Origin of the sequence: Streptomyces sp. DT2A-34 (genome assembly GCF_030499515.1) — a bacterium.
In the GTDB taxonomy this organism is placed as follows: domain Bacteria; phylum Actinomycetota; class Actinomycetes; order Streptomycetales; family Streptomycetaceae; genus Streptomyces.
Genome location: NZ_JASTWJ010000001.1, coordinates 5,426,502 through 5,446,498 on the forward strand (window position 1 = coordinate 5,426,502; position 19,997 = coordinate 5,446,498).

Sequence of the window (19,997 nt, forward strand, 5' to 3'; positions counted from 1 at the left end):
ATCCAGGGTCGGACGGCGGCGGAGCGCTGCCAAGTACCCACAAAAAAGTGCGTACGAGCCGTACGGCTCAGGCCGGCTCCGCCCGGAACCCCTGGCGCCACGACGGATGACGCGGCTCCCAGCCGAGCTCCCGCCCGGCCTTGGCGTTGGAGAACCCGCGCCCCTCGGTCATCATCGTCACCACCACGTCCCCGGCCAGCAGCCGGGCCAGCCACTTGGGCACCCGAAGGGGAGGCTTCGCCCCCGCGCACGCCGCCAGATACGGCAGCCACTCACTGGCCGGCGCCGGTTCGTCGTCGACGATGTTGAACACGCCCCTCGCCCGCTGCTCCACGGCCAGGACGGTGGCGCTCGCCGCGTCGTCGAGGTGCACCCGGGAGCAGTAGCCGGTGCCGCCCCCGACCAGCGGGAACTGCCGCTTGCGTACGAGCTCGACCTGGTCGTCGGTGGCGCCCGGCCCGTAGAACCCGCCGTATCGCAGAACCGCCCCGTCGGCCTTGACGACCACCTCCTGGACGTGGCGGATCGCGTCCGCCGGCGCCCGCAGCTTCCCCGTCTCCACGGGCAGCGGGTCCTCCTCGGTCTTCACCCATCCGCCCTCGCGGACGCCGTTCCGGATGGCGGCGCTCTGTGCGACGAAGTGGAGGACGCCGGTCGCCTCGGCGGCGGCCGGCAGGTGATCCGTCCCCTCGGTGCGCAGCCGGTTGGTGGTGGCGAACCACCGGTCGAAGTGCCGGATGTCCGGCCTGCCGGAGTGCGGCATGGAGATCGCCGTCATCTGGTGCACGATCACGTCCGGCCGGGCCGGGCCGGGCCGCGGCCACCGCCGCACCGACGGACCGGCCGTCGAGCCCGTCCAACACGACCCCCTCCGCGCCCATCCGCTTCACCAGGTCGAGCTTGGCCGCGCCGGTCGTCGGTGCCGTCACCTGGTGCCCGCGCTCCACCAGCCGCTCCACCAGCCGCCGCCGATCACCGCGGTCCCACCTGCGACGAACACCCGCATGACACTCACCGTCCCGATTCCGGAGTACGTCTGTGAAACCCGGGACGAGCGGACTCGCCCGATCTGTGACATGACGGGCGTCGGGGGAGCTCGCGAAGCGGTCACCGTCCAGCGGGCGGCGGTCGCCCGCCGCCCGGCCGTGACGTGCGCCTGGCTTCAGCCGCCGAGTACGGGCAGGGAGACTCCGCAGCGGACGGGCTTCGCGTGGGCGGGGTCGAGGGCGTTCGTGACGAGTTGGGCGGCGTTGGTGTCGTAGGCGAGCGAGAGGTGCTCGGAGAGGTCCTGGGGGCAGACGTCCTGGATCGTGATGTTCCGGACGGTCGCGCCCGGTCCCGCGGTCAGGAACTGGTTGGTGTAGGGGGTGACCACCTCGTCGAGCCGGGTGGCGATGACCGTGTAGTGGACGCCCGGCTGTGTGTCCCCGTCCCGGTCCAGCCTCCTGTTCACCTCGGAGCCGACCATCTGGTCCGACCATGCCTGGCCGACCAGGGCGGACACGGTCGGGTTGAGACCCAGCTTGGTGGCCAGCGTGCCGAGGCCCAGAGCGGTCGTGCCGTGGTTGGACGGGGCCAGGCCGATGAGGCGGCGCACCTTGTTCCGCTTCGGCTGCCCTGGATCCGTGCCGCCCTCGAACCGCAGATACCAGCGGGGCGTCACACCGCCGCCCTGGGAGTGCCCGACGAGGTCGACCTGGCGGGCACCGGTGGCCTTGAGCACGCGGTCGACGTATCCGGCGATCTGCCGTGCGGAGTCCGGGATCGGCCCGCTGGCCTTGAACGGACTGCCCGGCGCGCCGCCGTAGTTGGGGGTGAAGACGCAGTAGCCCTGCTGCTTCAGCCACGGAGCCAGCATGCTCCAGTCGGAATAGGCGTTCGTCCAGGTCGCGTGCAGCAGTACGACCGGACGCGGGTGCTCACGCGTGGGCCGGCAGCTCCAGTCGTCGGCCCCTGCCGGGGGCAGGTCCGGGTGGACGAATCCGCCGACGAACGCCGCGGGGACATCGAGGAGCCGGCCCGGCGGTCGCGGCGGCGCGGGCGCGCCGGAGGCGACCGCCGCGCCCTGCAGAGCCCCGGCCAGCGACAGGGCGAGCCCCGCACAGACCGCGGCCCACCTGGCGCGCAGCAGGTTCGACCGTCTCCGGGTAACAATCCGATCCGACACGCGCCACTCCTCGCCTCAGGCCGGCCGGGCGCCGACGCGAAGATGATCGAGGAGCGGATCCACACAGTGCTCAACAGCCGCTCGCGGCCCCACTTATGGAGCAGACCGCTTTCATCCGTCCAGCCCACGGGATACGTACGGGATGCGGACGGGCCGCGTTCCAGCCGACGTCCGGATGATCCGAAGGCCGACGGTCACGGCCACTCACCCTTGGCGAGGAAGCGAGGAAGCGAGGAAGCGAGGAAGCGAGCAAGCGCCGGATGTCAGCCGCGAAGGTCGACATCTGCTCCCCGGCCTCCAGCCACGTGGTCACCGAGGCGTTCCAGCCGCCCGCGGCGTTCGGCCACGGGCGCAGAGTGCAGGTCGGACCGACATGCCCACCGGACCGGAACACGGCGGAGACCGCCAGATCCCGGTCGTTGGTCTGCCGGCTCCGTTCACCGTCCCACCCTCGGCAGTCCAACGACAGTCGCCCTGCAAGTACGACACCTCCTGTCCGTTCCCAAAGGATCTGAATCGCTAAGGTGCCTTTGATCTGGTCTTTGTCAGATTCGATGGGACACCTCCGAAGCCGGGCGGCCCAGTGGATCTGAACAGTGGCGCGCCTACTGTGCGACATCCCGTGAGTTCTCCCGAGCCCCGCTAAGTGTTCCTGGCCCCGTGGTCAGGGGAGGCTCGGATCGACCGCGGTGGCAGTCGTACGGACCTGTATGAGCGCTTGGTGCCCGCGTCCGCAGAGGAACCGGAACGGTTCGAGACCTACGTGCTGTCAGGGTTCGTCCTGCAACCTGATGTGGTGTCAGGACTTGGAGTCCTCTGGCGCGCTCAGGGTCAGGATCTCGCCGAGGACGATGTAGGTCTGCAGAAAGATGAAGCGGGCCTCGTCGAAGGTGACCTCGGCGTGAGTGCCTGCGGAGCACCGGGCGTAGAGATCGGCCAGGGTCCGACGTAGCCGGTCCCTGCGACTCTTGGACGCCCCGCAGGCGTGGGTGTGGGCCTGCAGCCGGTTGAGCACCTGCTGCGGTCCAACCTTCAGGTCGACCTCGTCCCCGATCTTGTACAGCTCGTCCCGGGCCGGGAACACGTAGTCCGCAGACGAGTCGATCAACCGGCGGCAGGTGGTCAGGGCCTGGCTGACAGACTCGGTGTCGCCGTCCCGGAGGCGGTCAGAAATGCGCTCGATCTTTTCGAGAGCAGTCCCGCTCGCTGCCGCCAACGCCCCGTCGACCTTCTGCTGGGTGTCCGCAAACAGACTCGCCTGGAGTTCGCTGAACAGTAGCTCGTGGTAGATCTCGGTAGCCATGTCGTAGACGGTCGCGACGACTTGTCCGCAGATCCCGGTCCACGTGCTGAGGTTGGCTGAGGACTGGAGGATTCGCGTGTCATGGTCGCGCGCCGCAATCAGGGCCGCGTCGCCCGAATAATTGCCCCCGCCGCGCATGGCGTCGATGGCCTGGTGGGCGGACTCAACCTGGGCCTCCACCTTCGCGATCGAGTGGGTGTAGAAGGTCTTCTTCTCCCGGTCGGCCCAGCGGCCCGCCCGTCCGATCCACGTCGTCGCCGAACCGTCGGTCGGGTATCCGTTGCGCTCGAACCCGAGAAACTCCATCAACTCGGTGTGGCCGACCAGTCGGGCGAGCCTGCTCGCCTTCAGGACAACCTCGGACGCCTTCAACCGCTTGAGCTCGATGTCGGCCAAGAGCTCGTCCGCAACGCGGATCGCTTCTTCTTGTCGCCCCACTGCTGACCGCCCATCTGCTGGAACCGTGCTTAGTTGCAGTCGTACCACGAGGGTCCGACACATCTGTGCCGATTATTTCGGTGAGCACGACAGCCTCCGCACATGGCAACCCGTCGTCGGGTTCAGACGGAGAGCATTCAGTTTCCGGAAACTCACCGGGATTTGCCCCTGTTCTCGTACAGCTACCGCCAAGTGGCGTAGTGCTGAGTAACTACTCAGCTGCGGTCGTGCTGTTGGTGGTGGCCGCACCGTCGGAAACTCAAGGCGCACCAGCAGGCCGCGCTGGCAGGATCACAGCATGCTCATCACACCGCGCCCCGGCGCAGACCGGAAGAACATCCGGCAGGCTCTCAGCGGCGTCCACACCACGGCGATGAACCTGCGGCGGCCATACGACAGCGCCTTCGAGGGGCTGCTGACGTATCTGGAGTGGGCCACGGAGTCCGCGCGGATGCTGCGTTCCCAGATCAGCGACCGGGACCTGGACCAGCTCGTGTTCACTGACCGCTATCGGGCGCTGTTGGGCAGCTGCGGCACGCTCGCGGGGACCGCCCAGCAGCGCCTCGTGAACGGCCTGGTCCAACTTGAGGTTGCCGAACGGATCGAGGCGTTCGAGGCGGCCGTGGCCGCGTTGGATACACGGATCGGCCGGTGGAGCCAGCGGGAAGAATTCGTCGTGGCCGACTCCAGCTTCTACATCCAGAACGAAATGAAGCTCGCCGACGTCGACCTGCACGAAGTGCTCGACGTGCCGCGCTGGCAGTACGTGCGCCTGCTGTTCCCGATCGTGGTGGTCGACGAGTTGGACGACCTCAAGGACGCCAGCAAGAAACGGGCCCGCTGGCGCGCCGCCCACACGCTCGGTCGCCTCGACGAGGTTCTCAACGGCGGCACCCACGGGATCCTGCGTGAGGGGGAGTACACCGCTCGGGATGGGGAGACACGGGGCAGAGTCAACGTGGAGATCATCCTCGATGCACCCGGTCACGTGCGCTTGGACCGGCCCGATGTCGAGATCATCGACCGGACGGTGGCCATCCAGGGCCTGGCCGGCCGCGAGGTTCGGTTGCTGACGTGCGATACAAGCCAGCACACCCGAGGCCGGGCCGCCGGGCTGAAGGTGACCAAGGTGGCGACGAAGGATCCCGGGGACGAGCCGGACTGGTCGGCCGAGGACAAGCCTGGCACCGGCGTACGCGCGCAGCGGCGCGCCCGGCAGGCCGAAGCCGAGGCATCGACGGCCAGTTGAGAATCGAGGACCACGAACGAGGTCTACTTGAGCACGAGCTGAGACGGTCCCATTTGTTTTGTCGAACGGCATGGCCGCAGCCCGGTGTTTTCAGTTCTGGTGGGACTCATCCCGTAGGGCGCCGTAGTCATCAGGCGTCTTCACCAGCATCAGAGACCTTCCCAAGGAATCGGTCCAGCGAAAGAGAGCATCATTGGAGAAGGCGTGGGAGTGGAGCCTTTCGCGAAGAGTAGGTACGTTCAGCCGGTGCTCGGCCTCTGTGTAGACGGCGTTGATTGTGCGCCGATGCTGGCTGAGGTTCGCCCATCGGCGAGGCGCCCGTAGTGCCCGCCAAGCAGGATCGGCCACTATGCCCAGCAGCGTGACGAACTCTGGATAGGTGGCGATGTACTCCCGCTCGTCGACGCGTCGTCTGATGATGTTCCCGTAGATGGCTTCCTTGACGGGGAGTTGGGCGAGACGGTCATTCCAGCGTGAGAGCAGATGAGGTTGGTTCTTGTTCAGGAGCCAGGAGCGGACCAAGTGCTGCGCTTCCTTCGTCGCTGCTTCCAGGGCGTCGGGGAAGCGGCGGGCGATCCGTTTGTGTCGGTGCTCAGCGGTGACGAGCTCTGGGAGGTGGCCGACGCGGTAGTGGCGGTTGCCGTCGACCCAGATGCCGTGTCGGCGGCAGAGCTGGAGATCGGCGGGGCGGTGGGCGAGGACGGGCCCGGTGATCCCGCGGCGGTGCATGCAGTGTGAGCAGGCGACGTAGAGACGCCGACGGTAGCGGACGACGTCACCTGCGGTGCGCGCCTCAATCCGGGCGATCGCTGGTAGCAGCATCCGGAGGGTCTCGGGTGCAAGACCCGTCAGGATGGCCAGCCGTGGCAGAACCATCGGAGTCCAGCGCCATAGTGTGTCTGTCCGCTTGCCCACCTGCGCGTTTTTGAACGGCGTCAGAGTTTTAGCCAGTTGGCCCGCCGTGACTTGGTTGGCGGCGGCGAGACGGTGCAGATACCAGCCGAAGACCTCCCCGCGGACCGGTGGCAGAGGGAGTGGCAGGAGCCGGACCGGGGCTTCCCAGGGCTCCATCGCTCAGGCCGCTCTCGGCCTGCGGGCGCGCTTGGCGCGGAGGTGATCAGGCTGGGGCTGCTGGACGGCGTGGTCGAGCTCGATCTCGTCGAGCATGTGCTTGGTGATCTTTTCTGTGCCGGTGTCGATGGCGTCGACTGCGGCTTCCCGGATGAGCTGGGAAAGGCTGCCGATCAACCCGCTGGTGCGTTCGTGGAGGTATCCGGTCATGGCAACCAAGGTGCCGGGACGGTGAGAGTGCAGTCGCAGGGAGTCCTCCATGGTCGCCACCAGGGCCTGCCAGTGCTCCTTGTCCGCGCGGTTCTTGTGGCCGAAGGACCGGGAGGGGACGACCGTGTAGCGGCCGGCGATCTGCTGCCCGCGGGTGCCCTGGAACAGGCTGCTGGTCTCGACGTCGAGACCAGCAAGCACGAAAGTGGCCGCGATCCGCTCCGAGAGGTACTTCAGCTGGTCGGACGCCTCGGCTCCGTTGCGGGTCGTCAGATCGAGGTTGTGGATCTCGTCGACCAGAACGAGCGTGGTGCCGAGCTTGCCGAGCAGGTCACAGACGGCATTGGTGATCTGGACCTGGCTCATGCGGTACTCCAGCGGGATGCCGAGGAATCGGGCGAACTCGCCTGCGAGCATCTTCGGGGTGGCGGCCGGGGGTACGGTGACGAAGACGACCGGCAGTCCGCCGACAGCAGCGGCGTTGCGGCGTCGGGTGATCTGTTCGACGTTCTTGCCCAGCTGAGTGATCGCTGTGGTCTTGCCGGTGCCAGCCGATCCGGACACGATCAGGCCGCGGCGGGCGGAGACCTGGTGCCGGTTGAGCACGATGCGTTTGCGGCCGGTAGTGACGACACCGCGGATCGTGGGGGTGTTCACGATGACGGACCGTGTGTGGTAGTCGATTCGCGCTTCCTTGTAGGACTCCAGCTCCTCCTTGTCCAGGACGGCGCCGGACGGGAGGGATGGCGGGGGCTCCGGGTTCTCGTCGACGAACGCCCGCCAGCCTTCCTTCGTGGTCAGCGACGCCTGCGGATTGGCGATGTCCTGTGGTGGGGTCGGGCTCACAGGCGGCTCCCGTCAGTGAAGGCGTCGAAGACGCCGAAGGGGATGACGTTCGACGGCTGCTCCAGGGCGGTGGTCTCGTCCTCGACATCATCCGAAGCAGGTGCCTGCGGCAGCGCGGCGACGGGCCGAGCGGGCTCCAGGGCGGCGCGGGTGCGAGCCGCGATTCGGCGGTCCGGCCCGCTTTCTGCCCGGGTTAGCAACTGGTCTACTGCGGCGGCCACGGCGGCCTGGTCGGTGTCGTCCCGCCCTCGCATCGCGAGCAAGTCCCGGGCCCGGCGCCATGTGAAGTCCGCGAATGGCGCGGAGACCAGGTGCCGGTGTGTCCACGGAACAGTGGTCCACTCTCCGGTGCTTGGGTCGCGTACCCAGACCTGGGACAGGTCGTAGGGGTCGTAGTGGACTTCCCAGAGCCCGCCTTTGGCGGTCACTCTCGAGGAGCGGCGCCGTAGTGGGTTCAGTCCGGGGCAGTTGTAGGTGCGGTGGTCGATGCGGATGCCGTAGTCGTTGACCGAACGCCAGAGTGCCGGCAGCAACTCCAGGTAGTCGGTGCCGCTCAGCGGCATCGGCAGGTAGCCGGTGCGGGAGATCAGCAGGGCATATGCATCGTTGGGGGACATGGGCTGGCCCGGTAGGAACGGGCTGCGCAGTCCTTCGTGTGGCCGCTGTTGCCAGCAGGCCACGATCCACTCCTGCAGCAGGTCGTCCAGTTCCGCGAGCGTCCATACGGCCTCGACCCCGGCGCCCCGGCGAGTCGTGTTCGAACCGGTGTAACCAGCGATGTGCTGGCAGAACAGCGTGTTGATCGACGAAAATGTCCGCTCGACGATTCCCTTGTCAGTCGGGGTGGCCGGGCGGGACGGCTGGACGGAGATGCCCAAAGACCGGCAGGCGGTCCGGAAGGTGTCGGAGATGAACACCTTGCCGTGATCGATGCCGATCGTCTCCGGCACGATCACCGGCTTGGCGGCCGCCTGCTCCAGGCGGGCGTCGATGTCCAGCAGCCTTCGGTAGGGGATCAGCGTCGCCGACATCGCCAGCGCGTCCGACCAGCCGGGCCGCAACGGCTCCGGGACCAGCATCTTGGCCAACAGCAGCGCGGCGTCCACGGCCTTGGTCCCTGCCGGGCGCAGCACCGCGGCGCAGATCGACCTCGTTGCCACGTCGACGGCGATCGTGAGTTCTGGGCGTCCGCTCACTCCGTCCTCCAGGACCACGAGCACGTCCAGCGGTGTCGTGTCGATCTGCACCATCTCGCCGGGGCGGCAGGCCGAGGAAGGGGTGAACGCTCCTGGCGGGCGGCGAGCCGCTGACCTGCGGGATGTGGCTTCGCCGAAGGCGTGCGTACCCTCGCTCATCGCCTCGACGAGCCGGTAGAACGCCGACTTCGACGGCATCGCCACTGTGCCCGGCCCATGCCGTTCCGCCAGCAGCGCCTCCACCCGCCGACGCAGTCGGCCGCGGGTGCCAGTGGACTCGTGCGTCGTCGCGGCCAGGATCTCCGTGATGGCGGCCACCACCCGGTCATCGGCCCGTCCAGTCGGTGAGGACAGACGAGTCGCACGGTGATCCACCAGGCCCCACAGCCCCTGCTCGCGGTAGCGCCTGCGCATCCGCTGAACGGTCCCCACACTTGCCTGCCAGCCGATGGCTCGCAGTTCCACCGCCTTGGCCGCCACCCGCTCCTCCACTGTGTGGCGGGCCGGGTCGTATTCCGGACGAGGCAGGGCCGTGGGATCAGCACCGAGCGGCCTGCCGAACTCCACCTCGGTCACATGCCGTTCCCAGGCCACCGCTTTCTCGGCTTCCCGCTCCGGCACGATGTCCAACAGAGCGAACGGCGGCATGCAGCCCTGATTGGCACCATGGCCGATCAGCTCAAAGCCTTCCGAGATCAGCAGATGCGACAGCAACACCAGGCTCACCGACCCGGCTTCGTCGAGGAGCCGCACTGCCGTCCCGGACAGGCCCACGACCGTGTGCAGTCGGTCATCCATGCGCACCTGATCCCCGACCCTTAACGCTGTCCGTGCCCCTGGGCGCCCGCTCACCGAGCCTCCGTCCGCGACACCAGCGTGGCATCCGACAGGGGGTGCGACAGATCCGCTGTCAGCTGTCCCAGCCAGAGCAGATGGAACACCGTCGGCAACACCGCGATCGGATCACCGAGCAGCGCAGCCCGCGCCACCAGCGGCGATGGCACCGAGAACAGCGCCAGCAACCGGGCCGCGAGCCCGTCATCGGCCCCGTGCCGTGGATGCCGGTATCCCGCCAGCCAGCGGACGTTCACCATCCGCACCGGATCTACCTCGCCGACGACGCGGTATCCCCACCCCACCGCCTCACAAGCCGCCTGCGCCGCCGCGAACTTGGCCGCCGACCGTGCGTCGATCCGGTCCAACGGCCGACAGTCCACCACCAGCCCGCGCCCGTCCTCGAACCGAGCGAAGTAATCCGGAGCGTGCGAGACCCGCTTACCCTGATCGTCCTCCCAGAACAGCCACAACGGCTGCGACAGCAGCCCCGTCACCTGCGGCGTGAAGTCGAGCAGCATCGCGTGATCCCGCTCCAGCCAGGACTCGAACCCCACGTGCCCGCCGGTCGTTGCCGACCAGTACAAGCCCGGGAAGTGCCGCTGTCCCCGGTACGACGGGAACCCACGCACTGGTAGCCCCGCCTCGAACTCGACGGTGTCCGCCTCGGTCAGCGGACATCGGTGCTCACCATCGGCATTCCGCCAGCTGACCTCGAAGTCGGCACCTCTTGGCAGTGCGGTATCCGCAAGTCCACCCTGCTTCATGTAGATCACTGTGCCGAACCGCTGGGACTGTGCCAGATCCTTCCTGATAAAACCGCTCGTGTGAGTGACTCAGGGAAGATCGATTACGCAATTCCTGTTAGCGGTAGGAGGAACCTTCCACGTATGCGACTGTGAGGGTGTCGTTGGCTGGCTTCACCTTTTGGGGATGAGGGTATCGAAATTCCCTACGAGGGTGCTGACTTCATCTGGGCGCTCCTGTGCCCAGATGGCGAGGAATGCATTAGCGACGACCATTCCAGCTGTGAAATCCAAATCCTCGCCGATCTGTTCGAAAATGACATGGCGATCGCGGTTAGTCAAGGCTCGATCGGAAACTACCTGCTTGACCCGCTCCTGCGCGCTGGTCGGGAGCTGCATGGAGACCGTAAGCCTTGCAGCGATGTGTTCCAGTCTCCCTAGTACGACGTCAAAGATATGGGCCTCGGGATCTCCCTCACCAGGCAGCGTAAAGATTCGGCGATTGGGATCCGTCTTGTGTGCCTGGTCCCCGTCGACGAGGCAAACAGACGGGAAACTTGAAGTTGGGTCAAGGTTGTGCTGCTCGTTGACTTTGATCGCGGGGTCGGCTCCTCCCATTCCATGGATTTTGACCGCATCGATCTCGATCCCTCCGTGGTAACGAAGTGCAGTTGTCACCAGGAGTTCGGCAAACTTATCTTCAACGAAGATCGCAAGCTTGGCATCAATCTGGCCAGTGATGGTTCGAAGCGCTTTGATGTCCAGCTTCCCTTGGAGAACCTCCCCGTTGTAGGCGGCCCAAATTGCCTTAGACGGCAGTGGCTCCAAGGCGTCGTTACTGTGCGTTGAGAAGATGACCTGGCACGACTTGCGTAGGGCCACTTCGATCAGGTATTCGACCATTCGGCGAGTGGCGATGGGATGCAGTCCGTTCTCGATCTCCTCGATCAAGATCATGGCTCCATCGGGCGCCTCCTCGATGGCCGAGACGATCCGGATAACACTGGCTTCGCCGGCCCCGAAGTGAAATTCGGAGTACTCACTGCCGTCGGAATTTCGCGCCGCGAACATCGTTGCCCGTCCCTGCGCGTCGATCGAAAGGCGGTTGCAGCCCTGCATCTCCTTGGCGAGGATCTTCTCCACTGCAGCGACTACCGGAGCCGAAAGAGCTACCTCTTTTTCAGCGACGAACTTGTTGCCTACGGCCTTGACGAGTTCCCTACGCTCGGTAGCGGGTACTGTGCGCGACACTCCGAAGAGAAGCACGGGACGTACGACCGCTTTGCGGTTCCACTTCAGCTGCGGGAAACTCGCTGTCCGTTGCAGGGGAAGGCGTGGGTTGAGTTTCTTGTCGATGATCTCGTACTCGATGACCCAGTCCTTCATGCTGGCGTCGTACTTGCCGCTCTTGGCGAAGAATTCGCCCGGGGCGATGTCCTTGTAGGCGATGCCCGCAGCTCCGAGGATGGTCGTCTTGCCGCCGCCGTTGGGTCCCACTACTGCGGTGACAGGAAAGTCGAAGCTGACAACTCGATCTTTGAACCCGCGTACTCGCTTCAGCGTGATCCGGCGAAGGTAAGCCCCGTAGTTGGTCGAGGCGACCTTCTCTTCGAGGCGCCGGATGTCGCCTTCGCGGATCTCGCTTCGGAAGTTGGTCATGGAGCACGTCCCTACGCTTATGGATGGCCTACCGCGCCGTGAGCGCGCGAGGGAGGGGTCGACTCGCGCGGCTCCGTGTGCACATTACTCTGATAGGGCGCGTAGGGAGCCACGGTTCGCGCGGTTGGGCGTCGACGGGCGCGGCTGCCTCGGCGTGACGCGCCGTGGGTCAAATGGCGATGTCAGATCCGGCGGGACCCGCTCAACTCGTGCGGCAGGTCCCCTGGGACTCTGTCAGTTTCGTTGGGAACGGACACCTCCTGCTCAGTTCCTGAACCCCCGTCACGTGGCGTGGCGCACTTTTGCAAGCGGGTGCTTGCAATAGTTAGCGAGGGTGAGGCAAGGTGGAGGCATGGCATCGCTCAACGTCGGCAATCTCGGTGAGTATCTGCGTGAGCAGCGGCGCAACGCGCAGCTGTCACTGCGGCAACTCGCGGATGCCGCGGGGGTGTCCAATCCGTATCTGAGCCAGATCGAGCGCGGGCTGCGCAAGCCGAGCGCGGAGGTGTTGCAGCAGGTCGCCAAGGCGCTGCGGATCTCCGCCGAGACGCTGTACGTCCGGGCCGGCATCCTCGACGCCGAGCGGGACCGGGACGAGGTGGAGACGCGCGCCGTCATCCTCGCCGATCCCACGCTGAACGAGCGGCAGAAGCAGGTGCTGCTCCAGATCTACGAATCCTTCCGCAAGGAGAACGGGTTCGGGATATCCCCCGAGGCGGGCGATGCTGCCGAGGTGGTCGAGGCTGTCGAGGCAGTGGAAGCCGTCGCGTCGGCCGAGGCCGTTTCGAGCGACGGTCACCCCGACGGTGCGGCTGACGCTCAGGGCAGTGACACCGCCGTACGCCGCAAGCCCGCCGCGCGCCGTACCCGCACGACGCGAGCGACCCGCACGACCCGCACCACCCGTACGTCCGACGGCAACGACGCCGACCCGCAGAACCCGAACGACCCCCAGCAGTCGGCCGGCTGACCACGCGCACCGGCAGGCCGACCGCGGGACCCAAAACCCTCACCTCGAAGCAACCCGGGAGGACCATCACCATGGCCATCACCGACGACCTGCGTAAGACCTTCAGCGACCCGACCCCCTTCTACTTCGCCGCCGGCACCGCGGACCTGGCTCTCCAGCAGGCCAAGAAGGTGCCCGGCCTGGTGGACCAGCTGCGCGCCGAGGCGCCGGCCCGGATCGAGGCCGTTCGCAACACCGACCCCAAGGCCGTCCAGGAGAAGGCCACCGCCCGCGCCAAGGAGGCCGGCGCCAAGGCCAAGGGGGCGCAGGAGACCCTCCAGGCCAAGGTCAACGAGCTCATCGGCAGCCTGGACGCCGACATCAAGAAGTTCGGCAGCAACCTGGACGCGGACTTCAAGAAGTTCGGCAGCAGCATCGACGCCGACCTGAAGAAGTTCGGCGAGAGCGCCCAGGACCTCGCGCTGCGCACCGTCGGCGTCGCCGCCGAGTACGCCGTGAAGGCCCGCGAGACCTACGAGAAGGTCGCCGAGCACGGCGAGCAGGCCGTGAAGACCTGGCGCGGCGAGGCCGCCGAGGAGATCGAGGAGCTCGCGGTCGCCGTCGAGCCGAAGGCTGAGCCGGTCGAGGTCAAGGAGGACAAGGCCGAGGCCAAGCCCGCCGAGACCCCGTTCGCCGCGGAGGCCGCCGCGGCGAAGAAGCCCGCCGCCAAGAAGACCACGCCCCGCAAGACCACCGCCAAGAAGACGACTCCGCCCGCCAGGTAACACGGACGAGTGAAGAAGAGCGGTTGGACACGGGCCGGGCACTTACACAGTGCTCGGCCCGTTGTTCGGGTAGCGGGTCCGCTGTTGCGGGTACGGTGACCGCGTAGGTACGAGCCGAATCGGGTGGTGGACGTTGTGCTGATGCAGGGCTTCGCGGGGTTCATGTGGCTGCTGAGCATGGGCCTGATCCTTTTCAGCGGCTTCGCGCTGATCGACGCCGCCACGCGCCGCGAGGACGCCTACCGCGCGGCCGACAAGAAGACCAAGCCGTTCTGGCTGATCATCCTCGGGCTCGCCTTCATCGTGAACCTGATCTTCAACATCCTGTCGTTCCTGCCGATCATCGGCCTCATCGCGACGATCGTGTACATGGTCGACGTACGCCCCGCGATCAAGGGTCTTCCGGGCGGTGGCCGGAGCCGGCGGGGTTCTAGCAGCGACGGCCCGTACGGCCCGTGGAACGGCGGCAGGTAAGCAGGCGGGCTTACGCCCATGCACCCCATGCCCTCAGCGGCGAGGGCTGCCCCGTAACGGCGAGTCCCGCTCAAACCGCCCGGTCCAGCAGCACTCAAGCGGCCCGGCCCAGCAGCACTCAAGCGGCCCGGCCCAGCAGCGCTTATACCGCCCGGTCCAGCAACAGCACCGCCACGTCGTCCGTCAGCTCCCCGCCATTGAGGTCCCGAACCTCATTGACCGAGGCCCGCAGCAGCGCCTCCCCGCGCAACCCCTCGTCGATCTGCCGGCGCACCATCTCCACCATGCCGTCCTGGCCGAGCCGTTCCCGGCCCTCACCGACACGGCCCTCGATCAAGCCGTCGGTGTAGAGCATCAGACTCCACTCCGCCCCCAGCTTGACCTCCATCCGCGGCCACCGAGCCCCGGGCAGCAGCCCGAGCGCGGGCCCGTTGTTGTCGTACGGCAACAACTGCGCGGGCCGACCGGGCCGGGCCAGCAGCGGTGACGGATGCCCCGCCAGGCACAGCCCCGCCCGTCGGCCGTCCGGCGCGATGTCCACCGTGCAGAGGGTCGCGAAGATCTCGTCGTCGGCCCGCTCGTGTTCGAGGACCTGCTGGAGCGTGCCCAGCAGAGCGTCCCCGCACAGTCCCGCCAGCGTCAGCGCCCGCCAGGCGATCCGCAGCTCCACACCGAGCGCGGCCTCGTCGGGCCCGTGCCCGCAGACGTCGCCGATCATGGCGTGCACGGTGCCGTCGGCAGTGCGGACGACGTCGTAGAAGTCACCACCGAGCAGGGCACGCGAGCGCCCCGGCCGGTACCGCGCGGCGAACCGCAGCGAGGAGCCCTCCAGCAGCGGCGTGGGCAGCAGACCGCGCTCCAGCCGCCGGTTCTCCTGCGCCCGCATCCGGCCCTCGGCAAGACGCCGCTCGGCCGTGTCGGAACGTTTCCGCTCAACGGCGTACCGGATCGCCCGGCTCAGCAGCCGCCCGTCCAGCTCGTCCCGGAAGAGGTAGTCCTGCGCACCGACGCGCACGGCCTCCGCGCCGCGCTCGGCGTCGCCGGAGGCGGTGAGCGCGAGCACGGCATGCCGGGGCGCGAGCTCCAGGACGTGCTTGAGCACGGCCAGCTCGTCGTCGTCGGTGAGGCGGCCGGGCGCCGAGAGCGCGAGGTCCAGCAGGATGCAGTGGACGTCGTCGGTCAGCAGCCGCTCGGCCTCGGTGAGGTTGCGGGCGGTGCGCACCCGGATGGGGTTGCCGGCCGAGTCGAGCAGCTCGGGCACGATCGCCGAGCCGCCGGGATCGTCCTCGATCAACAGCAGCGTCAGGTTGGTGTGGGTGGTGTTCTCGACCGTCTCTTCCTTACGCGGGGCCTCTTCCCGGGAGGTGCCGCCGCCTGGGGACGCGGCCTGCGCCTGACCACTCTCCACGGCCGGGATCGCTCTCTGCCGCGGTATGGGTACGGGCATCGTCTTGAGTTCCTTCCCTCCCCCGAGGGCATGGTGGGAACGAGGGACCTCGATCCACCGACGGGGACCATAGCGGTAGTCGGCGGCGCAACGGAATGGTGTGAGCCACGCCGCGTGGGCGTCGGCCACTGTCATATGCCGCGTTCCCTACCGCAGTTGGACAGGCTGGATGGGAGTCAGGGATGACGAACGTCACGTTCCCCCAGCGTTTGGGAGCGAGGTGACGTGGGGCGGGTCACGTGGCGGGGCTCACGTCCCAGAGGCCACGAAACGCCCCGAACCCGCACGCACCGCGGAATCCCCTCGCACCAGGGAATCCCCGCACGTCGACGAATCCTCACGCATCGGGCCGAACCACCCCGAGAATCGGCATCGAACCGGCCCCCGCGACGGTCACGGTCCGCCCCGGACGCGGGGCGTGGATGATGGCGCCGTCGCCGATGTACATGGCCACATGACTGGCGTCGGCGTTGTAGATGATGAGGTCACCGGGGCGCATGTCCTCGATGTCGATGCGCTCCAACTGCTTCCACTGCTCCTGCGAGGTCCGCGGGATCCCCTGCCCGGCGCTGGCCCACGCCTGTGACGTAAGCCCGGAACAGTCGTACGTCTTCGGCCCCTCGGCGCCCCATTCGTACGGTTTGCCCAGCTGCTCCGTGGCGTACTCGACGGCCTTGCGCCCCTCTTCGGACGCCTCGCCCTTGATGTCCTCCAGGATGCCAGAGTCCAGCCAGGCGGTCTGCGCCTTGTAGGCGGCCTCCTTCTCCAACTCGGCGAGCCGCTCCTTCTCTTCCTCCTCCAGCCGGGATTCGAGCTGTTCGGCCGCCTTGATCTGCTTCTCGATCCTCTTCTGGGCGGCGGCCTTGGTCTTGCGCCCCGCCTCCAGCTTCTGCCACTGGGCGGAGGCGTCCTTGGCGTACAGCTCCAAGTCCTGCTGGATGCGGGTCATCTCCGCCAGCAGCCCCTTGGTCGCGCGCTGACCCTGCAGCACCCGGCCCGTGCCGTCGAGGAAGGCCTGCGGGTCGTCACTGAGCATCAGCTTCGCCTCGTCGGGCAGTCCGCCGGACCGGTACTGCGCGGCAGCCGCGGCCCCTGCCCGCTTCTTCAACTCGGCCAGCCGGTCCTGCCCTTTGACGATCCTCTTCGCCAGCGCGACGATCTCGGCGGACTGCTTCTCGGCCGCCTCCTCGGCGGCGTTGTACTCGTCGGTGGCGACGGCCGCGGCGTGGTAGAGCTTCTCGAGCCGCTTGCGAACGACCTCAAGGTCCTTGTTCGACACAGTGGTCGGGGACGAGGCACTCGGTGACGGGGAGGGCGCCGCGAACGCCGTACCCGGCGCCGCCAGCACGGTGACCGCACAGACGACGGTCACAGCCGCAGTGATCAGGCCGCGCTTGCCCGAACCCATACCTGTTGCCCCCAAACTGATGTCCCGTCAGTAACTTACGAACGTCCGGGGGATCGTGCCATGTCGGCGCGCAAAGTGACAGAGGTCTGCTTCCCCCGTTCCCTCCCCGTCATGACGATCTCCCCGCCTTTGTGACGAACGACTCGCGGAGATCGTTCCCCCATTCCACGGAGTCAGACGCGCGGAGCCAACGCCTCCCACCGCACGGTCACTTCACCCTGCCGCCACCGCACCGGCCCGTCCGCCACCGGCCAGTCGACGGCGAGATCCCGCACAGCCCTCATCCACCGCTGACGTGCGCCGTACGACGCATAGGGCGCGGCAGCGGCCCAGGCGCGGTCGAAGTCACGCAAAAAGGCATGAACAGGCTCGCCGGGAACATTGCGATGGATGAGCGCCTTCGGCAAGCGCTCGGCAAGGTCCGAAGGCCGCTCCAGCGAACCCAGCCGGGTCGCGAAGGTCACCGTACGAGGCCCTTCCGGCCCGAGCGCGACCCACACATGCCGACGCCCGATCTCGTCGCAGGTCCCCTCGACGAGCAGCCCTCCACGGCACCCCCTCCCCGGATCGGCCGGCGCGAGCCGAGCACACAGCCGCTCCCAGACCCCGGCGACCTCGCCCTCCTCGTACTGCCGCAGCACATTCGCCGCCCGCACCAGCACCGGCCGCCGCGCCACAGGAATCTCGAACCCCCCGTGCCGAAACACGAGCCCCTCCCGCTCATACGGCTTCGCGGCCGCGACCCGCGCCGGTTCGATCTCCACCCCCACCACCCGCACACCGGGCGCGACGGCCCGCAGCCGACCGAGCAACTCCACCGCGGTCCAGGGGGCGGCGCCGTACCCGAGATCCACGGCAACCGGATCGACGGCACGACGCAACTCGACCCCATACGTGCCGGCGATCCAGCGGTCCATACGGCGCAGCCGATTGGGATTGGTGGTCCCACGCGTGACGGTGCCCACGGGTCGGGCGAAGGCGCGGGATGTCATGCATACGAGAGTAAGGGCGGCCCGCACCCGCGTACGGCGGCAAGGGGACGTGCCGGGGGGTGTCCGCCCGCAGAGTCGGGCGTCAAGAAACAGCACGTCTAGCCCAACGCCCACCGCCCGACCGAGGACGGACACCCCCCGGCACGGCCCCGACCCACAACCCACCCGCAGGCGCTACAGGAACCCCCCCGGACAGCAACAGGCCGCCGCAGGCACCCCGGCTCAACCGCCGGAGGCACAACGCACCCACCTCCCGAACAGTTGAGCGACCCCCGGTAACATCTCGGCAAAAACCACCCCACCAGGAATGGGACCCCTCCCTCCAGCGTTGCACCGCCGTGGAGGGCGCCAGAACCCTCCGTCCGGCATGCCCGCAGCAAGGAGGAACGCCACGTGAGCCAGTACGTCAGCAGGCTCGGGCGTCGCTCCCCGGCCGCCCCCCACCGGCTGCGCCTGCACCGCCGCCCCCGCCGCATCGCCATGCTCTCCGTGCACACCTCACCGCTCCACCAGCCCGGCACAGGCGACGCCGGCGGCATGAACGTCTACATCGTCGAGCTCGCGCAGCGCCTCGCCGCGATCAACATCGAGGTCGAGATCTTCACGCGCACGACCGCCACAGACCTCCCACCCACCGTGGAACTGGCCCCCGGCGTCCTCGTCCGGCACGTCGACGCGGGCCCCTACGAGGGCCTCAACAAGGAGGACCTCCCCGCCCAGCTCTGCGCCTTCACCCACGGCGTGATGCAGGCCTGGGCCGGCCACCGCCCCGGCTACTACGACCTGGTCCACTCCCACTACTGGCTCTCCGGCCACGTCGGCTGGCTCGCCGCCCAGCGCTGGGGCGCCCCCCTGGTGCACGCCATGCACACGATGGCCAAGGTCAAGAACGCCAACCTGGCCGACGGCGACACCCCCGAGCCCGCCGCCCGCGTCATCGGCGAGACCCAGATCGTCACGGCCGCCGACCGCCTCATCGCCAACACGGCCGAGGAGGCCGACGAGCTCGTACGCCACTACGCGGCCGACCGCGACAAGGTCGCCGTGGTCCACCCCGGCGTGAACCTCGACCGCTTCTCGCCCGCCGACGGCCGAGCCGCCGCCAGAGCCCGCCTGGGCCTCCCCCAGGATGCCCTGATCCCCCTGTTCGCGGGCCGCATCCAGCCTCTGAAGGCGCCGGACATCCTCCTGCGCGCGGTGGCCGTCCTCCTGGACGAGCACCCCCACCTCCGCTCCCGCATCCTCGTCCCGATCGTCGGCGGCCCCAGCGGCAGCGGCATGGCCAAGCCCGAGGGCCTGCAGAAGCTGGCCGCCCGCCTGGGCATCGCGGATGTCGTACGGTTCCGCCCGCCGGTCGGCCAGGAACAGCTCGCGGACTGGTTCCGCGCGGCGTCCGTGCTGGTCATGCCGTCGTACAGCGAATCCTTCGGCCTGGTGGCCATAGAGGCACAGGCGGCCGGCACCCCCGTCCTGGCCGCTGCGGTGGGCGGCCTGCCGGTGGCGGTCCGCGACGGCCGCACCGGCTTCCTGGTGCAGGGCCACAATCCGGCCGACTACGCGCGCGTGCTGCACGCTTTCGCGGAGGACCCGCACCTGTCCCCCGGATGGGCGAGGCCGCGGCCCGGCACGCCCTGTCCTTCGGCTGGGACACCGCGGCGGCAGCCACGGCGGACGTCTACGTGGCCGCGACCCAGGCCTACAGGCGTCGCGTACGCTCCCACCATGGCTGACGCACAGAAGGCGGCGCAGATCGTCGAGGGAGCCCTGAAGGACGCCGAACTCGACTGGGAGAGTCCGGCCCCCGGCAACTACGTCGTCAAACTCCCCGGCACCCGCAAGCTGTCGACGACGGTCTCCCTCCTCATCGGCCGCCACTCCCTCTCGCTGAACGCCTTCGTCATCCGCCACCCCGACGAGAACGAGCCCGGCGTCCACCGCTGGCTCCTGGAGCGCAACCTCAAGCTGTACGGCGTGAGTTACGCCGTCGACCGGCTCGGCGACATCTACGTCACCGCCAAGCTCCCCCTGCCGGCCGTCACCCCCGACGAGATCGACCGCCTCCTCGGCCAGGTCCTGGAGGCGGCGGACGGCGCCTTCAACACCCTCCTGGAGCTCGGGTTCGCCTCCGCGATCCGCAAGGAGTACGAGTGGCGGGTGGCGCGCGGCGAGTCGACGCGCAACCTGGACGCGTTCGCCCACCTGACCCGGCGTCCCGCCGACTGA

The 19,997-nt window shown here is 68.0% G+C and carries 17 protein-coding genes and 1 pseudogene; 6 read left to right on the plus strand and 12 right to left on the minus strand.

Annotation, left to right across the window (positions count from 1 at the left end):
• Window positions 1-67 precede the first annotated feature (67 nt).
• The 4 genes from QQM39_RS24160 to QQM39_RS24175 form a co-directional block, all read right to left on the minus strand.
• On the minus strand, window positions 68-778 hold the full coding sequence (locus QQM39_RS24160) for an NAD(P)-dependent oxidoreductase (RefSeq protein WP_301999612.1): 711 nt from the start codon (window positions 776-778) through the stop codon (window positions 68-70).
• 384 nt (window positions 779-1,162) lie between these two features.
• Window positions 1,163-2,167, minus strand: coding sequence for a triacylglycerol lipase (locus QQM39_RS24165; RefSeq protein WP_301999613.1), 1,005 nt, complete (start codon window positions 2,165-2,167; stop codon window positions 1,163-1,165).
• A 70-nt stretch (window positions 2,168-2,237) separates the two neighbouring features.
• The gene (locus tag QQM39_RS24170; RefSeq protein ID WP_301999614.1) at window positions 2,238-2,786 is read right to left on the minus strand and encodes a DUF6228 family protein; all 549 of its coding nucleotides are present in this window, start codon (window positions 2,784-2,786) and stop codon (window positions 2,238-2,240) included.
• Window positions 2,787-2,966: 180 nt separating this feature from the next.
• A complete protein-coding gene (locus QQM39_RS24175; RefSeq protein WP_301999615.1) occupies window positions 2,967-3,866 on the minus strand; it encodes a hypothetical protein in 900 nt (299 codons plus the stop codon).
• A 340-nt stretch (window positions 3,867-4,206) separates the two neighbouring features.
• Here QQM39_RS24175 and QQM39_RS24180 point away from each other — a divergent pair, with 340 nt between their 5' ends.
• Window positions 4,207-5,157: a PIN domain-containing protein gene (locus QQM39_RS24180; protein ID WP_031144379.1), complete on the plus strand. Its 951-nt coding sequence runs from the start codon at window positions 4,207-4,209 to the stop codon at window positions 5,155-5,157.
• 90 nt (window positions 5,158-5,247) lie between these two features.
• Here the strand turns inward: QQM39_RS24180 and QQM39_RS24185 are convergent, their stop codons facing one another.
• From QQM39_RS24185 to QQM39_RS24205, 5 genes are all read right to left on the minus strand, one after another.
• Window positions 5,248-6,228 (minus strand): TniQ family protein, encoded by a 981-nt coding sequence (locus tag QQM39_RS24185; RefSeq protein WP_301999616.1) that lies wholly within the window; start codon window positions 6,226-6,228, stop codon window positions 5,248-5,250.
• A gap of 3 nt (window positions 6,229-6,231) precedes the next feature.
• Window positions 6,232-7,284: an ATP-binding protein gene (locus tag QQM39_RS24190; RefSeq protein ID WP_301999617.1), complete on the minus strand. Its 1,053-nt coding sequence runs from the start codon at window positions 7,282-7,284 to the stop codon at window positions 6,232-6,234.
• Entirely contained in the window at window positions 7,281-9,278 is a 1,998-nt protein-coding gene (locus QQM39_RS24195; RefSeq protein ID WP_301999618.1) for a Mu transposase C-terminal domain-containing protein, read from the minus strand. The genes QQM39_RS24190 and QQM39_RS24195 overlap by 4 nt, the downstream gene beginning before the upstream one ends.
• A 50-nt stretch (window positions 9,279-9,328) precedes the next feature.
• Window positions 9,329-10,081 (minus strand): TnsA-like heteromeric transposase endonuclease subunit, encoded by a 753-nt coding sequence (locus QQM39_RS24200; RefSeq protein ID WP_301999619.1) that lies wholly within the window; start codon window positions 10,079-10,081, stop codon window positions 9,329-9,331.
• Between the two features lie 153 nt (window positions 10,082-10,234).
• A complete protein-coding gene (locus QQM39_RS24205; RefSeq protein WP_301999620.1) occupies window positions 10,235-11,719 on the minus strand; it encodes an ATP-dependent endonuclease in 1,485 nt (494 codons plus the stop codon).
• A gap of 352 nt (window positions 11,720-12,071) precedes the next feature.
• On the opposite strand from QQM39_RS24205, the gene QQM39_RS24210 reads away from it, so the two are divergent.
• From QQM39_RS24210 to QQM39_RS24220, 3 genes are all read left to right on the plus strand, one after another.
• Complete coding sequence (locus tag QQM39_RS24210; protein WP_301999621.1) at window positions 12,072-12,689, plus strand: helix-turn-helix domain-containing protein; 618 nt, start codon at window positions 12,072-12,074, stop codon at window positions 12,687-12,689.
• Window positions 12,690-12,760: 71 nt separating this feature from the next.
• On the plus strand, window positions 12,761-13,453 hold the full coding sequence (locus QQM39_RS24215; protein WP_301999622.1) for a hypothetical protein: 693 nt from the start codon (window positions 12,761-12,763) through the stop codon (window positions 13,451-13,453).
• Between the two features lie 141 nt (window positions 13,454-13,594).
• The gene (locus QQM39_RS24220; RefSeq protein ID WP_302003709.1) at window positions 13,595-13,927 is read left to right on the plus strand and encodes a DUF2516 family protein; all 333 of its coding nucleotides are present in this window, start codon (window positions 13,595-13,597) and stop codon (window positions 13,925-13,927) included.
• 142 nt (window positions 13,928-14,069) lie between these two features.
• On the opposite strand, the gene QQM39_RS24225 is transcribed toward QQM39_RS24220, so the two are convergent.
• The 3 genes from QQM39_RS24225 to QQM39_RS24235 all read right to left on the minus strand — a co-directional run bounded on the left by QQM39_RS24225 (window position 14,070) and on the right by QQM39_RS24235 (window position 17,774).
• Window positions 14,070-15,374, minus strand: coding sequence for a PP2C family protein-serine/threonine phosphatase (locus tag QQM39_RS24225; RefSeq protein ID WP_301999623.1), 1,305 nt, complete (start codon window positions 15,372-15,374; stop codon window positions 14,070-14,072).
• Between the two features lie 337 nt (window positions 15,375-15,711).
• Window positions 15,712-16,782, minus strand: a complete 1,071-nt coding sequence (locus QQM39_RS24230; protein WP_301999624.1) for a C40 family peptidase — start codon at window positions 16,780-16,782, stop codon at window positions 15,712-15,714.
• Between the two features lie 173 nt (window positions 16,783-16,955).
• Window positions 16,956-17,774, minus strand: coding sequence for a class I SAM-dependent methyltransferase (locus QQM39_RS24235; protein WP_301999625.1), 819 nt, complete (start codon window positions 17,772-17,774; stop codon window positions 16,956-16,958).
• 393 nt (window positions 17,775-18,167) lie between these two features.
• Between QQM39_RS24235 and mshA the strand changes: the two are divergent.
• Together mshA and QQM39_RS24245 are read left to right on the plus strand one after the other, a co-directional pair.
• Window positions 18,168-19,504: pseudogene (gene mshA, locus QQM39_RS24240) on the plus strand (D-inositol-3-phosphate glycosyltransferase).
• Window positions 19,497-19,997, plus strand: coding sequence for a YbjN domain-containing protein (locus QQM39_RS24245; protein ID WP_301999626.1), 501 nt, complete (start codon window positions 19,497-19,499; stop codon window positions 19,995-19,997). The pseudogene mshA and the gene QQM39_RS24245 overlap by 8 nt, the downstream one beginning before the upstream one ends.